This window comes from Dapis hubbardiae BLCC-M172 (assembly GCF_050016015.1).
Lineage (GTDB): Bacteria > Cyanobacteriota > Cyanobacteriia > Cyanobacteriales > Microcoleaceae > Trichodesmium.
In genome coordinates, this window is sequence record NZ_JBNHEQ010000073.1 from 1 (window position 1) to 23,516 (window position 23,516).

General features: G+C 34.0%; 14 protein-coding genes and 1 pseudogene. 10 read left to right on the forward strand and 5 right to left on the reverse strand.

From position 1 onward, the window contains the following. Window positions 1–122: 122 nt before the first annotated feature. Together ACP6PK_RS07545 and ACP6PK_RS07550 are read right to left on the reverse strand one after the other, a co-directional pair. Window positions 123–1,916: pseudogene (locus tag ACP6PK_RS07545) on the reverse strand (tetratricopeptide repeat protein). A 761-nt stretch (window positions 1,917–2,677) separates the two neighbouring features. Next, on the reverse strand, window positions 2,678–4,039 hold the full coding sequence (locus ACP6PK_RS07550; protein ID WP_426559090.1) for a serine hydrolase domain-containing protein: 1,362 nt from the start codon (window positions 4,037–4,039) through the stop codon (window positions 2,678–2,680). 527 nt (window positions 4,040–4,566) lie between these two features. Between ACP6PK_RS07550 and ACP6PK_RS07555 the strand changes: the two genes are divergently transcribed. The 4 genes from ACP6PK_RS07555 to clpP all read left to right on the forward strand — a co-directional run bounded on the left by ACP6PK_RS07555 (window position 4,567) and on the right by clpP (window position 9,202). Then, window positions 4,567–4,905: a hypothetical protein gene (locus ACP6PK_RS07555; protein WP_426559091.1), complete on the forward strand. Its 339-nt coding sequence runs from the start codon at window positions 4,567–4,569 to the stop codon at window positions 4,903–4,905. A gap of 444 nt (window positions 4,906–5,349) precedes the next feature. Beyond that, window positions 5,350–6,450, forward strand: a complete 1,101-nt coding sequence (locus ACP6PK_RS07560) for an acyltransferase family protein (protein WP_426559092.1) — start codon at window positions 5,350–5,352, stop codon at window positions 6,448–6,450. 861 nt (window positions 6,451–7,311) lie between these two features. Next, on the forward strand, window positions 7,312–7,581 hold the full coding sequence (locus ACP6PK_RS07565; RefSeq protein ID WP_426559093.1) for a hypothetical protein: 270 nt from the start codon (window positions 7,312–7,314) through the stop codon (window positions 7,579–7,581). A gap of 1,012 nt (window positions 7,582–8,593) precedes the next feature. Continuing rightward, window positions 8,594–9,202, forward strand: coding sequence for an ATP-dependent Clp endopeptidase proteolytic subunit ClpP (gene clpP / locus ACP6PK_RS07570; RefSeq protein WP_426559094.1), 609 nt, complete (start codon window positions 8,594–8,596; stop codon window positions 9,200–9,202). Between the two features lie 906 nt (window positions 9,203–10,108). On the opposite strand, the gene ACP6PK_RS07575 is transcribed toward clpP, so the two are convergent. Continuing rightward, window positions 10,109–11,263 (reverse strand): hypothetical protein, encoded by a 1,155-nt coding sequence (locus ACP6PK_RS07575; protein WP_426559095.1) that lies wholly within the window; start codon window positions 11,261–11,263, stop codon window positions 10,109–10,111. Between the two features lie 1,264 nt (window positions 11,264–12,527). On the opposite strand from ACP6PK_RS07575, the gene ACP6PK_RS07580 reads away from it, so the two are divergent. The 4 genes from ACP6PK_RS07580 to ACP6PK_RS07595 all read left to right on the forward strand — a co-directional run bounded on the left by ACP6PK_RS07580 (window position 12,528) and on the right by ACP6PK_RS07595 (window position 17,573). Beyond that, window positions 12,528–14,837: a ribonuclease R family protein gene (locus tag ACP6PK_RS07580; protein ID WP_426559096.1), complete on the forward strand. Its 2,310-nt coding sequence runs from the start codon at window positions 12,528–12,530 to the stop codon at window positions 14,835–14,837. Window positions 14,838–15,504: 667 nt separating this feature from the next. Then, window positions 15,505–16,137 (forward strand): flavin prenyltransferase UbiX, encoded by a 633-nt coding sequence (locus tag ACP6PK_RS07585; RefSeq protein ID WP_426559097.1) that lies wholly within the window; start codon window positions 15,505–15,507, stop codon window positions 16,135–16,137. Beyond that, a complete protein-coding gene (locus tag ACP6PK_RS07590) occupies window positions 16,130–16,870 on the forward strand; it encodes a LapA family protein (protein ID WP_426559098.1) in 741 nt (246 codons plus the stop codon). The genes ACP6PK_RS07585 and ACP6PK_RS07590 overlap by 8 nt, the downstream gene beginning before the upstream one ends. Before the next feature lie 145 nt (window positions 16,871–17,015). After that, window positions 17,016–17,573 carry a shikimate kinase gene (locus ACP6PK_RS07595; protein WP_426559099.1) on the forward strand — a complete coding sequence of 186 codons (558 nt, stop codon included), beginning with the start codon at window positions 17,016–17,018 and terminating at the stop codon, window positions 17,571–17,573. An 873-nt stretch (window positions 17,574–18,446) separates the two neighbouring features. Here the strand turns inward: ACP6PK_RS07595 and ACP6PK_RS07600 are convergent. After that, window positions 18,447–18,872, reverse strand: coding sequence for a hypothetical protein (locus tag ACP6PK_RS07600; protein WP_143437482.1), 426 nt, complete (start codon window positions 18,870–18,872; stop codon window positions 18,447–18,449). Window positions 18,873–18,878: 6 nt separating this feature from the next. Beyond that, window positions 18,879–19,283, reverse strand: coding sequence for an NIL domain-containing protein (locus ACP6PK_RS07605; RefSeq protein WP_426559100.1), 405 nt, complete (start codon window positions 19,281–19,283; stop codon window positions 18,879–18,881). A 325-nt stretch (window positions 19,284–19,608) separates the two neighbouring features. Between ACP6PK_RS07605 and ACP6PK_RS07610 the strand changes: the two genes are divergently transcribed. Next, window positions 19,609–20,190: a thioredoxin family protein gene (locus ACP6PK_RS07610; RefSeq protein WP_426559101.1), complete on the forward strand. Its 582-nt coding sequence runs from the start codon at window positions 19,609–19,611 to the stop codon at window positions 20,188–20,190. A 423-nt stretch (window positions 20,191–20,613) separates the two neighbouring features. Then, window positions 20,614–23,103 (forward strand): sensor histidine kinase, encoded by a 2,490-nt coding sequence (locus ACP6PK_RS07615; RefSeq protein ID WP_426559102.1) that lies wholly within the window; start codon window positions 20,614–20,616, stop codon window positions 23,101–23,103. Window positions 23,104–23,516: the final 413 nt, after the last annotated feature.

A 23,516-nucleotide genomic window follows, 5' to 3' on the forward strand; every position in this document is an offset into this window, starting at 1 on the left:
CCTAGTCGGAAAATTTCAGAGACTTTCCCCAGAATTATTTGCTTAGACAGGATAAAAAAATGGATTTATCTGGAAACTTCCTCCCAACAGATGACTAATATTTAGCCAAACCTTAGAAAATTTTACTTACCCACAGGAATCATATTAAATGAAATACAAATTCTCTCACTATCTCCAGTAAATGGAATAGTAGAGTGCCAAAAATAAGAAGGAAAAATTACTAATAATCCTGCTTGTGGTTGAATTTTATATTTATCTGAATTTTCCATATCTAACTCTGAGATAAAAGAAGTTCCAAAATTTAAGTAACCTGCTCCAGAATTATTTTATTTTATAGTATTTGGAACTTGAATATAATAAACGCCACTGCAATAACTTTCAGGATGAATATGAGAATTTTGAAATCCTTCCGACTCTAAAACAACTGCCCAACCACTTAACTTCCAGTCTGAGGGTAAATTATGGAAAAATTGATAATTAGACTTATCAGTAAAACTACTAAAATAATCATGGAGAGAACTATTAATTTTTTTGCTCAGAGCAGCCATTACAGGATTATTATCTGTAAAAATTTCGTAGGTTTGACTACCTCTATTTATTGGTTTACCTGGTCGATCTTTTAAAAGAGTAGGATGTCGATAAATGTAATTTTTTAAGTCACTATTATAACTTGCCAAATTCTCCCATCCTTCTACATCCGTAAACTGGTATTTAGCTACTAATTCCGAACAATCAAAAATTAATTCAGCTTCAGACTTTTTACCTACATCTTGCAAAGCTAAACCTAAATGAGCATAAGCCTTAATATGTCTATGATTAATATTTATAGCTTTTTCAAATTGAGCGTTCGCGGAGCGTGGCGTTAGCCGTATCGCTTCTTCAGATTTATCTATTTCTCGCAAAGCTATTCCTAATTGTGAATAAGCATCAGCAGAATTAGAATTAAGTTTAATAATTTTCTGATATAGCTTAACTGCTTCTTCCCACTCAGACTTTTTTCCTAGAATTTCTGCTAAACCTGCCATAGCATTAATAGAATTTTTATCCTGCTCCAATGCTGCCTTATAATATTCAATTGCCTCCCCATGTTTTTCCTGTTGATTTAATAGAAAACCCAAATTTATATGAGCATCAGTAGAAGTAGGAATTAAATCAATAACAGCTTGATAACAAGCTTCCGCTACATCAACTCTTCCTTGCTCATAAAAAGTAGCAGCAATATTAGTCAAACATTCTTTGGAATGAGGATTAATTTCTAATGCTTGTTGATAAGCTTTTTGTGATTCTTTGAGGTTGCCACGGCGATAAAATGCCATACCTAAAGATGATAAAGCATCAAAATTATTGGGAACTATAAAAATAGCTTTTATATAAGAAGATATAGCTTTATCCAACTTTCCTTGAGTTTGAAATATATCCCCCAAAGTCATATTAACTCTCGGATGATTTGGATTAATACTTAAAGCTTTTTCTAAGGAAGCGATCGCCTCTTCAATGATTCCTTTTTCTGTCAAAGCAATACCTAAGTTTAGGTGAGAGTCAGTAGAATTTTGATTTAGTTTAATTGCTCGTTGATAAGAGTCAATAGCATTATCTAATTGTTGAGCAGCACGATAAGTATTGCCGAGATTATTCAGGTAGCCAAAATTATTTGGTTCTAGATTAACAGCTTTATTTATTAAACTTATGGCGCTGTTATTATCTCCCATTTGAGCTTTAAGTACGCCCAGATAATTTAAGACTTGAGAATTATTTGGTTCCGACTGAATAATTTTTTCATAGATAACTTTTGCCTCTTGTAGTTGCCCGCCTTTGTGAAAAGACAAAGCATAAGATAAGGCATTTTCTGGAAGATTATTGTTTGGTAGTTTTTGACTGTTATTTTTAGCTGCTTTTCTTCTTTGTTCTCGATTCATATTTTTATGATCTTGCCTTGCCTCAATCAATAACTTAAAACAATTACAGCTAATAACTTGTTTCTGATTATACCAATTTTATCTAAGGCTATAGCACTACGTTAATTAGTTAGGACACTTATAAATGCTTAAACGAGTGTCAGGAATTACTTCTGAATTCTGAATTCTAAATTCGCGTAGCGCTATACACAAAATCACACAATTGATTATAGCGTTTTTCACAAAGGTAGACTACAAACCTTCTTCCTTCTTCCTTCTTACTTCTTCCTTTAAACCCAAATCTCTGTAGTCTATATTAATGAAGACTGCTATAATTTATTTATCTTTAAATGTGCTGTAAATTCTACTTAATATATTATTCTATGTAGTTAAATTTTAATATTATAGCGATTTTCATTAACATAGAATACAACTCTCAAATCTATAACTTATCAAACCTCAAAATACTTATCTTGTTTCTGTAGTCTACTTTATGAAAACTGCTATAAATAAAATAATTAATTTTACTGCTGCCGCACAACTTATTGAAAAAAGGCAGAGCTAATTAATTGTTGCCAGATACTATATTATCACCCTATACTTTTCGTTAACTAACTTTAGCAATATAGATTTTCTGATAATAAAACTTTTATCTAGTGATAAGAAAATCAACCCTTCCCTAAAAAAGTAGAATATCTGTAGTAAATCTTCTAGTAAATATTCCGGTATTAGGAATTACCAATTATTTATCATCCCATAAATATCAAATGCTAGTTATTTCTTTATTTGTTCATTTTTTCCTTAATTACCTCAGCTTGATAAGCACGAGTTTCAAAAGTATCAGCTAACTCCCAAATAGAAGGATAGACTTGACTCATAATAATACCAATCATTTCTTTTTCTGGATCGACAAAATAATTAGTTCCAAATAAACCTCCTCCTCTAAAACTACCTACAGAACTAAGTGCAGTTGAAGTTTCATAATTCTCCTTAACTTCAAACCCATTAGTGTATTTATAACCAACACTTATCGGACGATCTTTGAAACGATCTTGAGGACGAATAGAGAGAAATTTTTCAATGGTTTCTTGATTAGCTATTTTCACAATTTGCTGCCCATCTTTACTCTTTAAATTCCCCCCATTAAGTAGCATTTGCAAAAAACGAGCAAAGTCATTAGGAGTAGAAACTAAACCAGCACCTCCTGAAAAATAAGTATCTCCTGTCAGATAAGGATAAGCTTCATCAATAAATAAACCAGGTTTTAATTCTCTAGTTTTCTCACCTATAGGTTCTAAATTTCCATTGGTATTTGGAGTATAAGTAACTGCCAAACGATTTAACTTATCTTTAGTGACAAAAAAACCCGTATCATCCATTTCTAAAGGAGCAAAAATTCGCTCTGCCAAAAACTGATTGAAAGGTTTTTGGGAAACAACTTCTATTAGATAACCCAAAACATCTGAGTTAAGACCATAAAGATAATTTGTACCTGGTTCAAAAGCTAGAGGAACTTTGCTTAAACGATTTACCATTTCGCCAATAGTTCCTGAAGTGGTGGAAAGACCATCAGAAATATTAGCAGCTTGTAATAAGGGAAATAAAATTGGTTGGTTCTGGAAATTATAGGAGATTCCCGAAGTATGATTTAGTAATTGTTCAATGGTAATCTGATTTTTTGCAGGGATGGTAGTATCATCATTTCCACTTCCCAAATTACCTCGTACTAGAACTTCCATATTAGCGAAAGAGGGAATATATTTAGAAACTGGATCAGTTAATTTAATTAATCCATCTTCAGCTAATAAATAAGTAGCAAAACCAGTGACAATTTTAGTTTGAGAAGCCATCCGAAAAATATTATTTTCTACCATTGGGATTTTATTTTCCAGATTGCTAAACCCAAAAGTTTGACGATAAGCTATCTCGCCATCTTTAACAATTAAACCCACTGCACCAGCAATTTTTCTACTGTCTACAAAGTTTTGAATATCTTCTGTTAAAGCATTAAGTGTGACTGAAGAAAGTCCTACTAATTCTGGGTTATCTACTGTAGTAAAACCCTGATTTTTTACTACCAGCCCCAGATTAACTAAAGCTGATATTATTACGATTAACAGGAATATTTTTAGCTTTTTAATCACTTTTTTTATGTCATATATATGTAACAAATATTTGGGAATTAGCAATTACTAATTATAGATAATCCCATAAATATCCAACGCCAGTTATTTGTTCAATTTTTTCTTAATTACCTCGGAAGTAAAGCTTCATAATTGTGAGATTCAAAAGTATTAATTAACTCTCCGTTAAAAGGAATTAGTCTCCAATGAGAATTAAAACTTATGAAAAAAAGGTCATCAGTTAACCTTACAGGAAAAACTGAATTCTGAATGCTTAATTCAAAATCCTAATAGCTGAATGCTTACCCTGTAAAAACTGAGCTAAAGATTTTCCAGATACTACTACAGTTGATAATTCTATCTTCATCTCAACATTAACCTATAAATATTATCTAAATACCCTATGATTTTGATATTTTAAATAGTATTAAGAATGAAAGTAAAGCAAAATTACTTAATCTATTAAATATTAAAAAAAGACAAAGATATAGGTAAAACTCCTCCAAAAAACTTATCTTAAACAAGACGAATTAAAAACTTTCCTAATCATGGCAAAAATAACTCACAAAGAAGTATTCGACCTCCTAATCAAAGAAGTTCTTGAAGCTTACCCACAGGTGGAAAATAAGTTGGATTTTGTATCTAAAGATATATTAAACCATCTTCTCTCTAATAGCGATCGCGTGAGAGAAAGATTGCGTAAAGGTTCTTTTACAAAAGATGATGGAGAAATTAGTCAAACCGAAGCTTTTTTACTCACTTGGGTCGATGAAGTATGGGATGTAGAAAATGGTAATCAAGAATTATATGAAAAATTTATCTCTGACTTAAATGGAACACCACAGGAGTTTGATTTATATGAAAAAGAAGTACCTCAAATTAATTAATAATTAATAATTAATAATTGATAATGAAAAATATAGTAATCCGCCCTTGTGTTCTCACAATTCAAAAACTATAAATCAACTCCAAAACCCTTAGCGAAAAATTATGGAGAAAAAAGCGGTTGTTTGCCGAGCATTCCGTTAGGATGGGATGGCGAGGTCTCCTCGCCATATCCAATCAACCAAGAGAAGAAAAAAAATCCTCTGAGCCAATCCTCTTCTTTATAAAAAGAGGTAATTAGTAATTATTGAACTATTGTCTATTACCTTAATATCTATTGCCAAATAGTAGTAGGATTTTTGACACGAATAGAATAGGATTGCTATATCTCTAATCATAAATTATTAATTACCCATTGGTAATGAGAGAGTTTAAACCGAATGGATTAATTATCAATTATTAATTATACATTATCCATTATTAATGATCCATTATCAATTATTCAAATGCGCTTAAAATCTCTCGACGTATTTCGTGGAATTACAATTGCTAGTATGATTCTTGTTAATAATCCTGGCAGTTGGAATCATGTTTATCCACCCTTACTTCATGCAAAATGGCATGGTTGTACACCCACAGATTTAATATTTCCTTTTTTCTTATTTATTATGGGTGTGGCAATGACTTTTTCCCTGTCAAAATACACCGATAAAAATCAACCTACTCCACAAATTTACCAAAGAATTTTCAGGCGATCACTCATACTTTTCTTATTAGGTTTACTCCTAAATGGGTTTCCTAATTATGACTTAACTACTATTAGAATAATGGGAGTATTACAACGTATTAGTTTAGCCTATCTTCTCGCAGCAATAGCCATTCTTAACCTTTCCCGAAAACAACTTTATTGGCTTTCCGCTACACTGCTAATTGGATACTCAATAGCCATGCAATTAATACCCGTTCCTGGTTATGGTATTGGCAACCTTTCCGCAGAAGGAAATCTTGGTGCTTATATCGATCGCCTCATTCTTACTCAACAACATTTGTGGGCAAACAAACCATACGATCCAGAAGGATTATTTAGCACATTACCTGCCATAGTAACTGTTTTGATTGGCTACTTTACAGGAGAATGGCTCAAAAATCAATCAATCAAAAGTCGCACCAGTTTAAACTTAGTAATTTCTGGTTTAATCTGTTTAATTGTAGGGTATTTGTGGGGACTATTTTTTCCTATTAATAAAGTTTTATGGACAAGTTCCTATGTAATATTTACCGCTGGATATGCTCTACTTTTATTAGCTGCTTGTTATGAGGTAATTGAAGTTAGAGGTTGGCAAAAATGGGGATATCCATTTGAAGTAATGGGATTAAATGCCATATTTATTTTTGTTGGCTCTGGATTTTTAGCCAGACTAATGATTTATAACAATATTAGTAGGGTCGAAAATGCTCCTAATATCAAAACTTGGATATATGAACAATTTTTCCAATCTTCGGCAGGTTCATTAAATGGTTCTTTGATTTTTGCTATTGTAAATGTGTTATTTTGGTGGGGAGTTTCCGATTTAATGTATCGTGGTAGTTGGTTTCTTAAAGTTTAATCGATCTTGGTAGTCAGACAATAGTAATTCAGGGTAACAAATCAAAATTTTAACGAAGAACAAACTACCTGAGCAACCATGAATTTTTGTTTTAGTTACTATAGCAATCTACGCTTATATTGTAATATTTTATCTAGGAGTTTGGTATCCAAACAAGCGCGAAAATGGGATTTAGAAACCAAACCCCTACAGTTTTTTTTCACAAATCATTTCATACTGCCATATAGCATTTACATATTGAATATGAATAATCAATAATCAACAATATATTAAGGATAAAAATTCAACGGTCAGCTATAAGTTTCATTAACTCTCTAGTTGAAAAATTAGTAGAAGAAGTTAAACCAATGCTTGCTTCATTGGTTAAAAAGTTGAAAGCTAATCGCTAATAGCTAAATGCTTACAATAAATGATATATTTTTATTTGGCGTTGCTGAAACACGGTATGAAATTAAACTTTGGGTAAATTTTAAGCCAAAACATATAATGCAAATTTTACCTATTTCTTCTATGACAAGTCACCGAAAAACTCCTTTCTACCTACTGACTCAGTCCTCCTGACTCCTGAATTCTATAAAATCATACATTTATTCAGCAACGCCTTTTATTTTTAGTTAAATATCAAAATATTTGAAAATGAACATGAACCAAGATAATTTTATAGTCCGTCCAATGACTTTAGCTGACTTACAGAAAAATACCTTCTTTTATTACAAAAAGCTACAAATATCAGTAGTAGAATAAATTTTTCATAAAAGTCTAAGTTGAAAAATGGTTCAGCAATTTTCTTAATACCAGATTATAGTTGTATCTGCCACTATCATAAAACATACTTGCTGTTTTATATTTCAAAAATTAACTATGTTCTGTATAGATAAACCATACGTCTCAGAATTTTTCAAAGCTACTGTTAGAGATAAAGCTATTCCTTTAGTGGGTACAGATATAGATCAAAAAATGAACCTTTATAGTGACACAAACATAATTACTGAAGAACGAGTTATTGAAATAATTAAACAATTAGATAATCCAACTATTTACACTACCTCTGAAAATTATTATCATTGGATATCAAAACATTTACATTTCAGTGATATTCCTGAAAAAATAGAACTGTTTAAGAATAAATAGAGCTATTTAAGAATAAGTATAAATTTAGGAAACTAACAAAATCAATCTTTCCCAACTTCTACTTTAAATAGTTTTTTTAAGTAGAACTAAAAAGTATTAATTTTGACAAAATTTTACCTAAAAATTCAGATATAAAGCCTCTCCTTTCAAGGAGAAAAAAAAATCCTTTTAGCAAATCCTTCTATTACAGAAAAGGTGATTATTAATTATTAATTATTAATTTTTGAACGATCTACCTGAAAAAATAGAGCTATTTAAGAATAAATCTAAATTTAGGAAACTAACAAAATCAATCTTTTCCAACTTTTACTTTAAAGAGTTTTTTTAAGTATAAGTATAAGTAAAAAGTATTAAGTTTGACAAAAAATTACCTAAAAATTCAGATATAAAGCCTCTCCTTTCAAGGAGAAAAAAACAAAAAAATTCCTTTTAACCAATCATTATATTACAGAAGGCGTAATTATTAATTATTAATTGTTGAATACCATTTATTATCAAACCAAAAATTGGTATTGATACCATGAAAGTCTATAAAGTTTCCAGTTATGAAGAATGGTTGAAAACCATCGATTTAATCACATAGGAAATAGCTAAAACTAGAAACTTATATCCTGAATGTGTATTCAATACTAATTCATTTAGTTGTATTTCTAGCATTGATGCAATATTTGAGCTTTGTCATTGTATTATAATATGCTGATTAAATGCTAATAAACTATACCTGAATCCCCAATAAATTTACTAAAATTCAACCAGAATCACTAGAATAGATTAATATAAAAAACTTTCAATTTTTAACTTAAAAATATATATAAATATTGTCATAATAAGAATGAAAAGCAAACAACCGACCCACTATTTTATCTGTGAAATTGTATTATTAAATGTTGCCTAAATAGGAATAAATTCTACCTGGCTTCCCAATAAATTTGCTAAAGTTCAATCAGAATCGCTATGATAGATGAATGTCAAAATTTTTGACATTTAACTTTTGACTTTTGACTTAAAAAATATGATTCCAACCGTTATTGAACAATCTGGCCGTGGCGAAAGGGCCTTCGATATTTACTCTCGGCTGTTGCGCGATCGCATAATTTATTTAGGAGAAGCAATAGACTCTGACTTGGCCAATCTAATCGTAGCCCAATTATTATTTTTAGATTCAGAAGACCCAGAAAAAGATATTTATCTCTATATAAACTCCCCTGGGGGTTCCGTTAGTGCTGGGATGGGTATTTATGACACTATGAGACACGTTCGGCCAGATGTCTGTACTATTTGTATGGGAATAGCCGCTAGTATGGGAGCATTTCTGCTGAGTGGAGGAACAAAAGGCAAAAGAATGAGTCTACCCCACGCCCGCATTATGATTCACCAACCATTAGGCGGTGCCCAAGGTCAGGCCACAGATATTGAAATCCAAGCAAAAGAGATATTATACCTCAAAAAATATCTCAATGAATGTTTAGCAGAACACACAGGTCAACCCATCGAAAAAATTACCGAAGATACAGAAAGAGACTTTTTTATGTCAGCCACAGAAGCAATGGAATACGGAATAATTGACCAAGTTTATAACCGTAATCCCTCTAATTCTCAACCTATATCTCCTGTTAATTAGGGAATAGGGAATAGGTATGGAGGGAATAGGGAATAGTAAAAAAAGTGCAATTTTTTGGTAGATAAAGCTCAAAAAGTTGAAATTTTTAGTAGACAAGAGTGGAAAAATTAACAGACAATTATTTCTCCTACCTCCTATATAATTCCTCTTGCTCCTGACTTTTTAATTAGGGTTTGCTGAATCAATTCATCAACCCATAATATTCAGAGTTTTAAGTGGTGAATTTCCAGGCGGAAAGTGCCATAAAAGAACCAAATCAATATTAAAAACCAGGGATTTTTCCTAGTCTGGCGAGGGGAAAACGCAGAAAAATTAACATTAAAATCATTGCCTACTCCCCATTCCCCATTCCCTTCCCTCACTAAGATACTTTTTCAGTAAACCCTAATTAAAGTTTGCTGAAAAAGTCTTATGGGTAAGGGTAGTCCTCAGTCCTCAGTCCTCAGTCCTCGTAGGGGCGAATGGCCATTCGCCCCTACAGGAGAAATGGGAATTATAGAGGAGATAGGAGGAAGAATTGTCCCTTGATTTTTCTGCCCTTGTCTGCCTAAAATACTAGCTTTTTGCAGCTCTAGTGCAGGATGGCAGAAATAACTGACCAGTTACAAAATCCTAAAAGCCTTACTAACCAATAATGCTGGAATTTTGAATTTTGAATTTTGAATTCCGCGTAGCAGCTCTAGCCACCAAAAAGCTTACACTTTTTTTGAAGTAAAAAGGCTAAAACCTTTATCTGTCAATGCTTTCAGGATTAATTAGCAGAGCAATAATTACTAATTAACTATAAGTGGTCAGGGAAGTTAGGACATTCTAACGCCTATCAAATTTAGTCCGTGTGGCGAATGTACGGGGGATTGGCCATTAGCCCCTGGTTCTAACTTCGCGCCTTCTAACTTCTGACTTCACCTATTGAGGCGCATCTAACCCCTCTAAATGTTGTAAAAAATCTTGCAATTTCTCAAATGAAAGTCTTGTACGACCCTCCTCTCCATAATTTTTCTTGAGAAAAGTTTTTCCTTTTGTAGCATTCCAACCCAAACGTTTAATTTCATTAGTAGTTTTGGCAAATACTTCCAAATACAGCAAAAAACTTTGTAATTCATCTACACTTAATTGTTCCAGAGACTCTTTGTTGTGGTTATATTCAAAATAATCTTTTTGTTGCTTTGCTTTCCAACCTTGACCCTTAATTTCCTTAGTTACTTTCTGTAGCATATCTAAATATTGATGGAAATCCAATAACTCTTCATTTGTTAAAAATTGGCGTGTTTTTTGACTATAATTTTGCTCTAGAAAATCTCGCTCCTTCTCTTTTGTCCATCCTAAACCATCCATTAAGATATCTATATTGACATTATCATCAGATACATCCTGTGATAAATCTGAGGAATAAATTTTATTATTACTATTTATTGAAGTAGCTAAGTCTATTCCATAATTTATTGATTCTGATGTAGTCATTTCACTTTCTATATGATGGCTAGAATCTATTAGTGATTCTGTAGTTTCATCAACTTTTTCTTCCTTTTGTTGCTCACTATAATCTGTATCTAACCAACTATTATCAAACCCACTTGAATCTTGAGGAGAATCAGAAACATCATCATAATTAATACTAGACTCTACTGTTATTAATTCCTCTTTTTCCAGTGGGATAGGAATTTCCGATTCCTCTAACCGAGACGAAACAGTTGGAGTATCAGAAACTTCATTAGAATCTAGATTTAATCCTGCTGTTGGTAATTCCTCTGTTTTTATTTGTAAAGGAGTATTGACATATTTTGTAAATTGTGGTTTATCGTTGGTAGCAGATGGAGATGGAGAAACTTCAACAGAAGTTTGAGGTGGAGAAAAAGATGTATCAAATGTAAGAGTAGCAAGCGATCGCTCTCTAGCTTTGTCTTCTGCCAACTCCACAGTATCAGCAGATCCTAATCCAGTAGCTAAAGTTTCACCATTCACCTGGACTAAAACACGAACTAAATACTTACCATTATGAATAGTAATTAACTCAGAAATTAAACAACCCTTAGGATAAGAAGCTCGAAAACGTTCTAACATAATTATTTACTTGGTGAAACCTGAAGAAATTTCAATATTAGCAAAAATTACTTTTGCCAGAAGTCTAATTTGAAGCTATCATAAAATTTAACCCAAAAAAGGCCAAATCACAATTAAGGCCATTAAAAAAAACAATAGGGGGAAGTTAACACCAAGTAGCCACGGCAAAAGAAATATTTCTCTAAGAAATTTTCCGTTGCCTTAATTTACTTACTTCACCAAGTTGTGATTGAGACTTATAGCAGTTTTCATGTTTTTTAGAGTACAGAGATTTGGGATTAAAGGAAGAAGGCTCATATTATCTAGGAGAGGAGGAAGAAGGAAGAATTTTTGTAGTCAACATCAGTGAAAACCGCTATAAATACTAGGAAAGAATCTAGCTCAGGTACTCAATTAGGCCGTGCCATCCTGTGGACTGGTGAGTGCCGACACTGCCAGAACAAAGCAGGAATAGAAACAAGCGATAAATCAGAATAATTCCATATTTTATTGATTTTCGTAGATTTCTAGTAACGGCAAACCCAATAAGCATTTTATGTGTGAAAAGAAAGCTGGGAGTTTAGGTAGTAGTTGAGCGTGGTGAAAATAACCATTCACTTGCAAAATCCTAAAAGCTTAAACAATCAATACTTTTGACTTTAGTGACAATTTATTATAAGATAAATAAACCAAAAAAAAAGGCTAACTTTAAGATAGCCACATCGTTTCAACGGCTGGGTGAATAACGACACACAGGTTTGACCCTGGCATAATCTGCTAAAATTATAGTTTGGCTGCAAGATGATGAACTGTTATAGTTAAAGGTGAGACTCCTAAATAACCCAAACAACGGTTGTTTCAAATCAACAGTATGACCAGTCAATGGCAATATAGCAGAACATAACAAGGAGTATTACCAACTCGAAAGGTAGGAAGCCCAGGTAACGATAAAATGCTGTAATGGGAATATTCCCAAAGGAAGTTTTGATGGTCTCAATTAGACATCAGAATCCCAGACTGTTTCCCTAGGCGACATGAAAAGCGTAGCTCCTCTGCAAGAGGCAATCAAATGGGTCAGTGTAGGAGCCTCACTAAATGTCTTGCCAAAAGTGGCTCAAGAGCATTCTCTAGGCTAGACCAGAGCTTCATATGAAAGAAGCATTGAGTAGGAAAAACTAGCATGAACACAACTGAGCTGCTAACTTGAGGAAACCTCGGTGAAACACTTAATGGCAGACTAATTTATAGAATAGTATAACCGATAAGAAAAAGGATAAAACGCTGCATGAAATTTTCCATCGCTACACTCCTAGCAAATTTCAGTGACGACAAGTTAGTTGCTCCCAAAGCAGTGGAGAAAAAACTAGATTGTCAAGACGATCAAAGTATCCGCAAATTACAAATTGCCTTGGATGCTCTAGAAAAAATAGGAGTTCTCGCCAAAGACAAAGGTCGCTATCGGCGACTTTTGGAAGAAGCAGTTGTAGAAGCAAAACTGCGCTGTTCCAGTAAAGGATTTTGCTTCGCCATACAAGACTCAGAAGGAACAGAAGATATTTACATTCGGGAAAGTCATCTGAGTAACGCTTGGAATGGCGATCGCGTCTTCGTCAAAATCATCAAAGAAGGAAGTCGTCGCCGGAGTCCGGAAGGAGAAGTCAAATTAATATTAGAACGTGCTAACCCTTCCTTATTAGCAAGAATCAAACAAATCAATGGGCACAATGGAGAACCCTACTATAGAGCAGTTCCCCTAGACGATCGCCTACTATTTGAACTCGACTTAGTACCAGAAGGTCCAGACTTAGCAGATGCTATAGACCACCTTGTCCATGTCGAAGTATTGCGCTATCCCCTAGGAGAAAAACGTCCTATAGGAAAAGTGGTTCAGATTCTTGGTTCAGATGCAGAAGCAGCAGATGACCTAGACATAGTATGTTGCAAACATGATTTACCCCGGTCTTTTCCAGATGTAGTTCTCAAAGAAGCTGAATCTCTAGTTAACCACTCCACCAAAGAAGATCAAAAAAATAGACTAGACTTGCGCGAACTACTCACAATTTCTTTTGGAGAACTAAATAAGAAAGACATTAATCATGCTCTAAGTATAGAAACCACAACCTCTGGTTATTGGCGAGTAGGAGTTCATATTGCTGATGTAGCCTACTTTATTAAAGCAGACTCCCAACTCGATAAACAAGCTCGTAAACGAAGTATCAGTATATATCTGCGAGATCAAGTAGTTCCTATACTACCAGACGGATTATCAAGTGATTACTTTTCCCTACTACCAGAAAAAGATCGACTAGCCATATCTATTTTGATAACTGTCAATAAAAACGGTCAAATAGTTGAGTTTGAGATTGAACCTAGTGTGATCGAGGTAGATGCTCATCTCAGCTATGAGCAGACAAAAAAAATTATTAATGGCAACACAGAAGAATTAGTTAATCTAAACTTAGAGCAACTGGAGAATGCCATCAATAAACTCCAGGATGTTAGTAAAGCAGTCCGAAGTGCCAGATTACGAAGAGGTGCTTTTGACCTAAATTTACCAGATGAAAAAAGCTACTACAACGATGAGAGTCCCTTGGGAGCAATGATAGTTCCTGAGATGTTTCCAGCACGTTCCATGGTTGCAGAATTGATCGTCTTGGCAAACCAAGCAATAGCAAGTCACTTACTAGCACTAGGAGTACCTGCAATTTATCGAGTCCAAAATTCGCCAGAACCAGGAGATATACAAGAATTTATTAAATTAGCTAGTAATCTTGGAGCTGACTTATATCTAGAAGATGAAGAAGATGTACAACCTGCTGACTATCAAGCATTTGTTGAGGAATTTACTACATCAAAATCAGAAAGGGTGCTGACATACTTGCTTGAAGATACTTTGAAGCCAGCAATTTACAGCACCACAGCTCAACCTCATTTTGGATTAGCTTTACAACATGGTTATGTTCATTGTACATCACCAATTTCCAGATATTCCGATTTATTGATTTCACGAGTATTACATACTGTATTTAATGAAGGTCGTGATCGCCGTTCCAGTCGTTCTAAAGAAGGTGTAGAGTTAGGACATTCTTCATGTCATGGCAAAATCTCCTGGAATGTTTTAGCTCCAGAAATACAACAAGATTTAGAAGCACAACTAACGTCAGTAGTGGTGCATTTAACTGAACGAGAAAATGTAGCACAGGATGGCCAAGAAGACTTAGAAGGATTAATTAAAACTGGATTAATGAAGGAACGTACTGGTCAAACTTTCCAAGGTTTGATTACTGGGGTACAGTCTTACGGTTTCTTTGTAGAAATTGAAATATCCTCTGATTCTACAGAAAGTTTCAGAGTAGAGGGTTTAGTTCATGTATCTTCTCTAAAAGATGACTGGTATGAATATCGTTCCCGACAACAAACACTTGTGGGACGCAAAAATCGTAACCAATATCGACTAGGAGATATGGTAGAAGTGCAGGTTAAGAGCGTTGATTATTATCGGCAACAAATTGACTTAGTTGCAGTTAGTGGAGGCAGCACTGCTTTTGACGATGAAGAGTTCTCGCCCCCTTCTAATAATCCCTATCGGTTTTGATTAATGAGTAGGGGAGAAGGGAGATGTGGAGATGTGGAGATGTGGAACAAGCAAAAAATTTTGTGTACTTGCTTAATTCCCATTTCTCCTAACTGCTCCCTACTCCCTTATCCCTAAAAAGATTACAGCGCTTTTGAGTTGAGTAAACCACAAAACTGCTGTAGGAGTCAGGAGTCAGGAGTCGTAGGGGCTTGCTGGCCATTAGCTACGCACAACTTTCCTATCGGAATGCTCCGGAAACGTTTTATATGTCGCTCCACGTTTCTCTTTCCTACGGAATGCTAACGCAAACGCGACATGTTCGCGGAGCATTCCGTCAGGAAAAAACGGAGTTGTGCGATAGCAAAACGCCCGTACAGGAGTCAAAGGCTAGTTTCAAAGTTCTCGCTCCTCAACTTGCGACTGAATACAAATATTCCATCATGCCCCCGGTAATTACGACTGTGGTCTATCAAGCATGAAAACTGCTAATAAATAATTAGGGAGGAGTCAGGAGTCAGGAGTCAGTAGGAAGAATACAAGAAATAAGGAATATATCAGGAGGAGAAGGAGAAAAAGTTTTTTGATCGCTAATTAAGCGGACATGATATAATTCAAATTTATCCTAATTACTCCCTACTCCCTACTCCCTACTCCCTACTCCCTAAAAGAAAAGATTTATTCAAACATGAGTAATTTTGTGTCTACTCCTAAACTACCAATAGTTATCGGTGTTACAGGAGCATCAGGACTAATTTACGCTGTCAGAAGCATTAAATTTTTACTGGCAGCTAATTATACTATTGACTTAGTAGCATCAAAAGCTACTTATTCAGTCTGGCAAGCAGAGCAAAATATTAAAATGCCTGCCGAACCCACCAAACAAGAAAAATTCTGGCGAGAGCAAGCTGGAGAAGAAACTAATGGTAAACTATATTGTCATCCTTGGCAAGATATAGGAGCAAACATTGCCAGTGGTTCCTATCGAACTCAGGGTATGATAATTATCCCTTGTAGTATGGGAACAGTAAGTAAATTGGCTGCTGGGTTTAGCTCAGATTTAGTAGAGCGGGCAGCAGACGTACAATTAAAAGAAGGTGGTAAACTAATCCTAGTACCACGAGAAACACCTTTGAGCTTGATTCATTTACGAAACTTAACTACTCTAGCAGAAGCAGGAGCAAGAATTGTCCCAGCAATCCCAGCTTGGTATCATAATCCCCAAACTATAGAAGATTTGGTAGACTTTGTGGTAGCTCGTGCTTTAGACCAATTTGGTTTAGATTGTGTTCCTATTAAACGGTGGATAGGCCATGAATAGAAATCGGAATTTACTATTGTTAATTGTTTTAATTGTAGTCATTGGTGGGTTGGCCTTATTTGCTTGGCAAAATGGGTCTCCTAGTTTGTCCTTAACTTTTCTGGGGTTAAAATCTATACCTCTACCTCTATCTGTATGGATTTTAGCCGCTCTTATTGCAGGTGTAATTACTTACTTATTGATTTATGGTACTTTTGTACTTTCAAATTACCTGTTAAAAAAAAGTTTACAACCTGCTAGACCTCGCTCTCGACAATCTCAGCATCAAAATCAAACTCAAACTCGTCAAGGTAGGGATAGAGCTTCACATTCTCAAGGAATGTCAGATTCTCAAAGCTCTTTTAACCTAAATAAAGATTCGGAAGCAAGGGAGGAAGATGAAAACCTTGACGACTGGGAACAAGGACCTCCTAAAGTTAGTAATTCTTGGGACGCTAGTAAAAGAGAACAGGATACTGAACAGTCACAAGATTCGGTTAGTCAAAATTCTACAGATAAAAGTTATGAAGTAGAACAAGAACCAAAAACAGAGTCTTGGTCTGGTTCGGTTTATTCTTATGGTTATCGTGACCCTAGTAGTTCTGGGGTTGGTCAAACCGAATCTGTGTATGATGCAGATTATCGGGTGATTACTCCTCCCCCACCTGCAAACCCACCATCTAAACCTACTGAAAATCAAGAGACTCAAGAAGAAGTTCCCGATCAAGCTAATAAATCAGGCAGTGAGTCTTAACGAACTCAGAATTCAGAATTCAGAAGTTAAATTCTTACTTTTGTTATTTTGATAAAACTAGAAAAATATTTAACGGATAACGGATAACTGATAACTAATTAGCTGATTAAAAGGCGGGGTTTTAGACTCAATTATTTGGATAATTATGGATATTAGTAATAGGGAATTGTTGGAAGGAGTAAATCTTTATTTAGTTGGGATGATGGGCGCTGGTAAAACAACTGTGGGACATTTGTTAGCCCAAGAGTTGGGATATCGTTTTCTAGATACAGATAGTTTGATTTCTCAAGCTGCTGGCAAGTCAATTAGCGAAATTTTTGCTACTGAGGGTGAGGCAGCATTTCGGGAGTTAGAAACAAATATATTGTCAGAAGTATCTAGTTACAAAAAATTGACTATTGCGACAGGTGGTGGTATAGTCATCAAACCTTTTAACTGGAGTTATTTACAACATGGGATAGTAGTTTGGTTAGATACGCCAGTAGAAGTTTTATATAGTCGCTTGCAAGGCGATCGGACGAGACCTCTACTTCAGGATAGTAATCCCTTGGGTAAACTACAGGAGCTTTTAGAAGAAAGAAGACCACTTTATGCGAATGCAGATGTTCATGTTAATATTAATAGTAAAGATACTCCTGAAGAAGTCACAATGTTAGTGTTAGCAGAAATTAAAAGGGTGGTAAAGTCAAAGGTAGTAAGTTAGTCAATAATTTGTTTATTTCAATGTTTAAATATTAAAAAAAGATGAATTCATCTTTTTTTGTCAAAAATATGACAGTAATTTCTACCTATAAGATATTGGTAATAATCTGATGATATCTGGAGTAAATTAAAATTGTAGAGTAATTCAAGACAAAAAACCCCCACCATGGATAGGTAGGGGTCAAGAACAGTTAAACGCTTATTTTTTATTATCTCAGAAATTAACTATTATTGGTAGGTTTATTTGTGACAATTTTTTAAACGTCCATAACAATTATTCTTTACATTTCTAAACTTTACATTTCTACAAATACCCTAGGCTAAATTGCTGATGTTGATGCTAGCAATCGCTCTCTCTTTAATTATACCTAATTAGAGATTAATGAATCAATAAAGATTAGCTAAGGCAATTAGTGATTGTGGTTGGGTAATGTTTGGGAAAATGCTAAGTTACAAAGCAGAAAGTAGTTGTCAGATAAAGCATTAATGGCTGATAAATGCTATGACCCATAAAATTTAATTGTCCTATATTGCCTCTACTTAACCTTTCTTTACTGTTGAATCCTTTATTCAAAACAAGTTAATATAGTAGTATTTTTTGTAACCGGGATTACAGTTATTTTTATTTAAAATTTTGCTTTAGTAATTCCCAACTCCCAAGCTTTAGAAAATATAGTTGTCGCTAAATGGGGAGTAGGGGAGTAGGGGAGTGGGGAAGAATTAATAAAGATGAATAATTAACAATAACTGGGGTGCTAATTATCAAAAAGGTCATTCCGCCTCTGTTAATTACTTAATAATTGAAGTTTCACCTAAATATAGAATTCTTTTTTCACGCTTGGTATAATATTCAAACATAAAAAAAATAGAATTACTATGTATAGTTTTTGAGGAATATATAAAGTATAGTTCCCAGACCAAGACCCCCCTCTGAAATAATTAGTAAAATTCCAAAAGATTGCCATTTTTTTAAACCATAAACTTGAGTCTCTAATTTGGCTAATATTCCTGCAGATACTAATACTAAACCATGGATAAAAATGTTTATCCATCTAATGAATACCACAAATAAAAAAGCAGTAACAACTGAAGAAAGAAAAGTATAAAGTTCAGATTGAAACCAGGGATCTATTGCTTTTAAATCAAGTAAACGAAAGGTTAAAATTGCATCTAATAAAAAAATACCAGCTATAACAACTAGATATAAAAACAGAGAAACTTGAGCATTGGCTAGACTCCAGCCCAAAATACTATAACTCATTAAAAGTAGACTGAAAGAAAGTAAAGGTATTGGTTTCACATTATTTTATAAGTTAGTAGAAATTGCTTGAACTGGACAGGTAGGAATACATTGTTCACATACAATGCAACGGGATCTGACAAAATTTAGACGAAAGGTATCAGGTTGTAAACTGAGAGCTTCTGTAGGACATACACCAGTACATAAACCACAGTCTACGCAGCTATTTTCATTGATTAAAATTTCTCTGCTAGTTAGACATACATCTATATTTTGCAGTCTCATCCACTCTAGTGCAGCTTCTAACTCATCAATATCTCCTGATAATTCCAGCACTAATTTACCTACTTGATTTGGTGCTACTTGAGCGCGAATAATATTAGCAGCAACATTAAAATCTTTTGCTAATCTATAGGTAATGGGCATATGAATTGACCGTTGTGGAAATGTTAATGTTACTCGTTTTTTCACAGGTTAATCCTCTATTTATAAATTAGAAAATTTATTTTTTTATTATCTGATTATTTAGTTACAGCAGTTTTTATTATATTAGAACACAGTAGGGACGTTCCATCGAACGTCCCTACAAAAGTTGTATTTTTACTGTGTGGTTGATATACCTGAAATTTGAGCGACTAAAACTCGCTGACAACCATAGATTTTTCTACCTGGAAATTCCTATTAATTATACCATATAACAAGATGACTTTGTTCATCTAGCCTCAAGGGCTACTTGATTTTGATGCCTTCTCTCAAAGAGACTCAATAATTGTAATCATTATTTAATTTTCTGACAATGAATGTAAACCCATCTAACTCTACAAATAGTTCCTCTTTGGCGATGCGCCTGAGAAATTTCATTATTGTTTTAGTAGCGATCGCTTTATCAGTAACAATTTTTATCGGATTACGAACTGAGACGGCCTCCGTTTCCCTAAATGAAATGGCTGAAACTGCAACACCTCTAGATGTAGCTTTCAGTAATGATAAGCCCACTTTAGTTGAATTTTATGCTAATTGGTGTACCGTTTGTCAAGCCATGGCTCCTGAGTTGCATGAAATTAGACAAAAGTATGGTGAAAATACCAACTTTGTGATGTTGAATGTGGACAATAGTAAGTGGTTACCAGAATTGGTTAAATACCGGGTAGATGGTATTCCCCACTTCGTGTTTTTAGATCGAGAGGGAACTGAAGTTGGCCAGAGTATTGGAGAGATACCGAAGTCTCTCATGGCAGCAAATATAGAAGCTTTAGTTGCCGGAAGTTCATTACCATATAATGGTACAGTTGGTCAAGGTTCTGAATTTAATGCCTCAGTCGCACCAATTAAAGCAAGTCAAGCTGACCCTCGGGTTCATGGTAGTCAAGTACAATAGTCAAATGGCCAAGAGACAAGAGGCACAAACGGAGATTGCCCTAAAAGTTGAGGATTCCTTTCAATAATTAACAATTAATAATTAATAATTACCTCTCCTTAAAATGGATAAGATTGACCAAAATGATTTTTTTCTTTTTTCTCCTTTTAAGGAGAGACTTTAGACCTTAATTATTCGGTAAAAGCGGGAAAAGGTGACGATTAGGATGTTTATTCTTTTTCTGCTTTATCCCTTCTGTTTTTCCTCTCGCCCATAGCTATTTGCTGAAGAATGAACCCTACGGAATGAGAATTTTATTCTCTACACAAGTTGAATTTCCTAAGCTCCCTATCATGGGAGTTCTTAAAAAAAATTCTGGGCTTTATTTAATTCTCATTCCTAACCTTAATAGGAAGGCTTTAAATCTAATTTTTCGGTAAAAGAATGAACTCTAAACAATTACAACGGTTATTAATCTTTTATTCTGCGGTAGGAATATTTACTATCAGTATATTGGTAGCAATAATAAGTATATTCCCCCTTTATGAAAAACTCAGAAGGAATGAAGAAAGTAACTTACAGTCAGCTTTACGAACTCGAAGATTAGCAGTGGAAGAATTTCTTTCTAGGGCTAGGGGTATTACTTCACAAATTGCTAGTCGTACCTACGCAAGACGAGAATTAGAAATTTATAACCGCAACAATAATAAATCTGATTTTGATATTTCTATAATAGCAGGCGATCTAGAAGATGCCCTTATCCAGAGTGAAGATGTAGTTGGAATTAGTCGCTTTGGTATAGACAACCAATTAGTGGTTGAACTTGGTTTACCTATCCCTAAAACACTTTGGAAATTGCTAATACAAAAATCTAAAATTAGTAATCCAATTCGCATCAAAAATGAATTTAATCTGGTTATTAGTCAACCAATTATTAATTCAAAAAAACAGCAAGTAGGTACAGATTTGGTTTTGTTTAAAATCCAGGGTTTAGAAAAAATTATCAGAGATAATAGAGGTCTTGGTAAAACTGGAGAAGTCTTTTTAGGAACCTTAGAAGAACAAAAGATAAAATTATTTTTATCATCTAAAAATGAAAATAAAAGTTTATCCGAATCAATTGCTGAAGGGTTGGAAAAAACTTTATTTTCTCAAGATTATGGAGTAATATTTGTCAAACCTAAGTTTTGGAGTTATGGTCAAATAATTGCCTATGAACCTGTATCAGAAGTAAATTGGGGACTGGTGATCGCCATCGAACATCAGGAATTGTATGCTCGGATAAATCGCCAAATTTTTACTATTGCAATTGTCATAATTGTTTTGACTATTTTGGGTGTAGGTGGGATGGTTTTGCTATTACGTCCATTAACAAGTCAGGCTATTATTCAAACTGAACTGGAAAAAGAACTTGAAGAAAAAAACCTAGCTTTAAGCGAGTTAAATTATACTCAAAAACAACTACTTTTGGAAATTAGGGAGCGCAAAAAAACCCAAACTAGACTGCAAAATGACAACAGAATATTAATAGAACTTGCTCAAAATCGAGCTGTAAATCAAGGGGATTTATTAATAGGCATACAAGCAATTACGGAAGCTACATCCAAAATATTAGAGGTTGAGCGAGTAGGAGTTTGGTTGTATGACGACTCGAAAACTTATTTAAAATCTCTAGATTTGTACCAACACAAACTCAATGAACATATTAGAGAAATAAATCTTAACCTCAAGGATTATCCCAATTATTTGCAAGCTATTACCTCACTACAAGATAATATTATTGCAGCTAATGACGCTCGCAACGATCCGAGAACCAAGGAATTTTTAGAGAACTATCTCAAACCTTTAGATATTTTTTCCATGCTTGATGCAGGAATTTGGGTTGGTGGAGAAATTGTGGGTCTTATCTGTATAGAAAAGTGCAGTCCAATAAAATATTGGACTATTGAAGATGAATCTTTTGTCCGTTCAATTGCTAATATGATTTCTTTAGCAATTGAAGCTAGCGATCGCCAACTTGCTGAGAATTCTCTACGAGAATCAGAAGCTCAATTAAAAGCACAAAAACAAGAATTAGAGCAAACCTTAGAAGAACTAAAATGGACTCAAACTCAGATGATTCATAGTGAAAAAATGTCGAGTTTAGGTCAAATGGTTGCTGGAGTTGCCCATGAAATTAATAATCCAGTTAACTTTATTCATGGAAATATTATTTACGCCACAGATTATACTCAAGACTTACTTAATTTACTTCAACTTTATCAAAATTATTATCCCCATCCCCATCGTGAAATTGAGGAAGAAATTGAAGCTATTGAATTAAACTTCCTGCAAGAAGATATGAAAAAAGTGCTTAAATCTATGGAAATTGGAACAGAGCGAATTATAGAAATTGTTAAATCACTACGAAATTTTTCCCGTCTGGATGAAGCCGAAATTCAAGAAGTTGATCTGCATGAAGGAATTGACAGCACTTTAATGATTCTACAAAATCGTTTCAAAGCTAAACCAGGATTTCTTGGTATTGAAGTAATTAAAGAATATGGTCAACTTCCTAGTATCAATTGTTATGCAGGACAACTCAATCAAGTTTTTATGAATATTATTGGTAATGCTATTGATGCGATTGAAGATGCTCAATCTAAGGAACAAAAAAAGTGTGATGTTGGTTGTATTCAGATTAAAACTCAAGTAATAGAAGATAATTGGGTAAAAATTTTAATAGCAGACAATGGGGGAGGAATGAGTGAAAAAGTTAGGTGTAATTTATTTGAACCTTTTTTTACCACAAAACCTATTGGAAAAGGAACTGGATTAGGACTTTCCATTAGTTACCAAATTATTGTGGAAAAACATCAAGGAAAACTAAAATGTAATTCTCAGATTGGAAAAGGTACAGAATTTATAATTACAATTCCGATGAACCTAAATTAGATAATAGGGAATAGGGAATAGGGAATAGGGAATAGGGAATAGGGAATAGTTGGAAAAGCATTTTATAGTCTAAGATTCATAATTAGTAATTCTCCTCACCAATTTTTTCTTAGCCATACTAGAGTTTTGCTAACAACTTTTTGTTGATACTTTTTAGCTCAAATTCAAAGAAGAAAGTAATAACCAAAATGTTAGTAAATTTGGTGTCTGTGTCGGGAGTACAAATTAAATTATCTCTGCATCAAAAAAAATGATTGTAGTTATCAGACTATTTTTAGTCAACAATAAAACAGTCTTTCTCTCAGAAAAAATAAACATTATAAATTGTTACCTCCTGACAACTGATAACTGTTTTGCTAGGGCACAACTTTCCTATCGGAATGCTCCGCTTTCCCTATACGAAAAAACGCAGT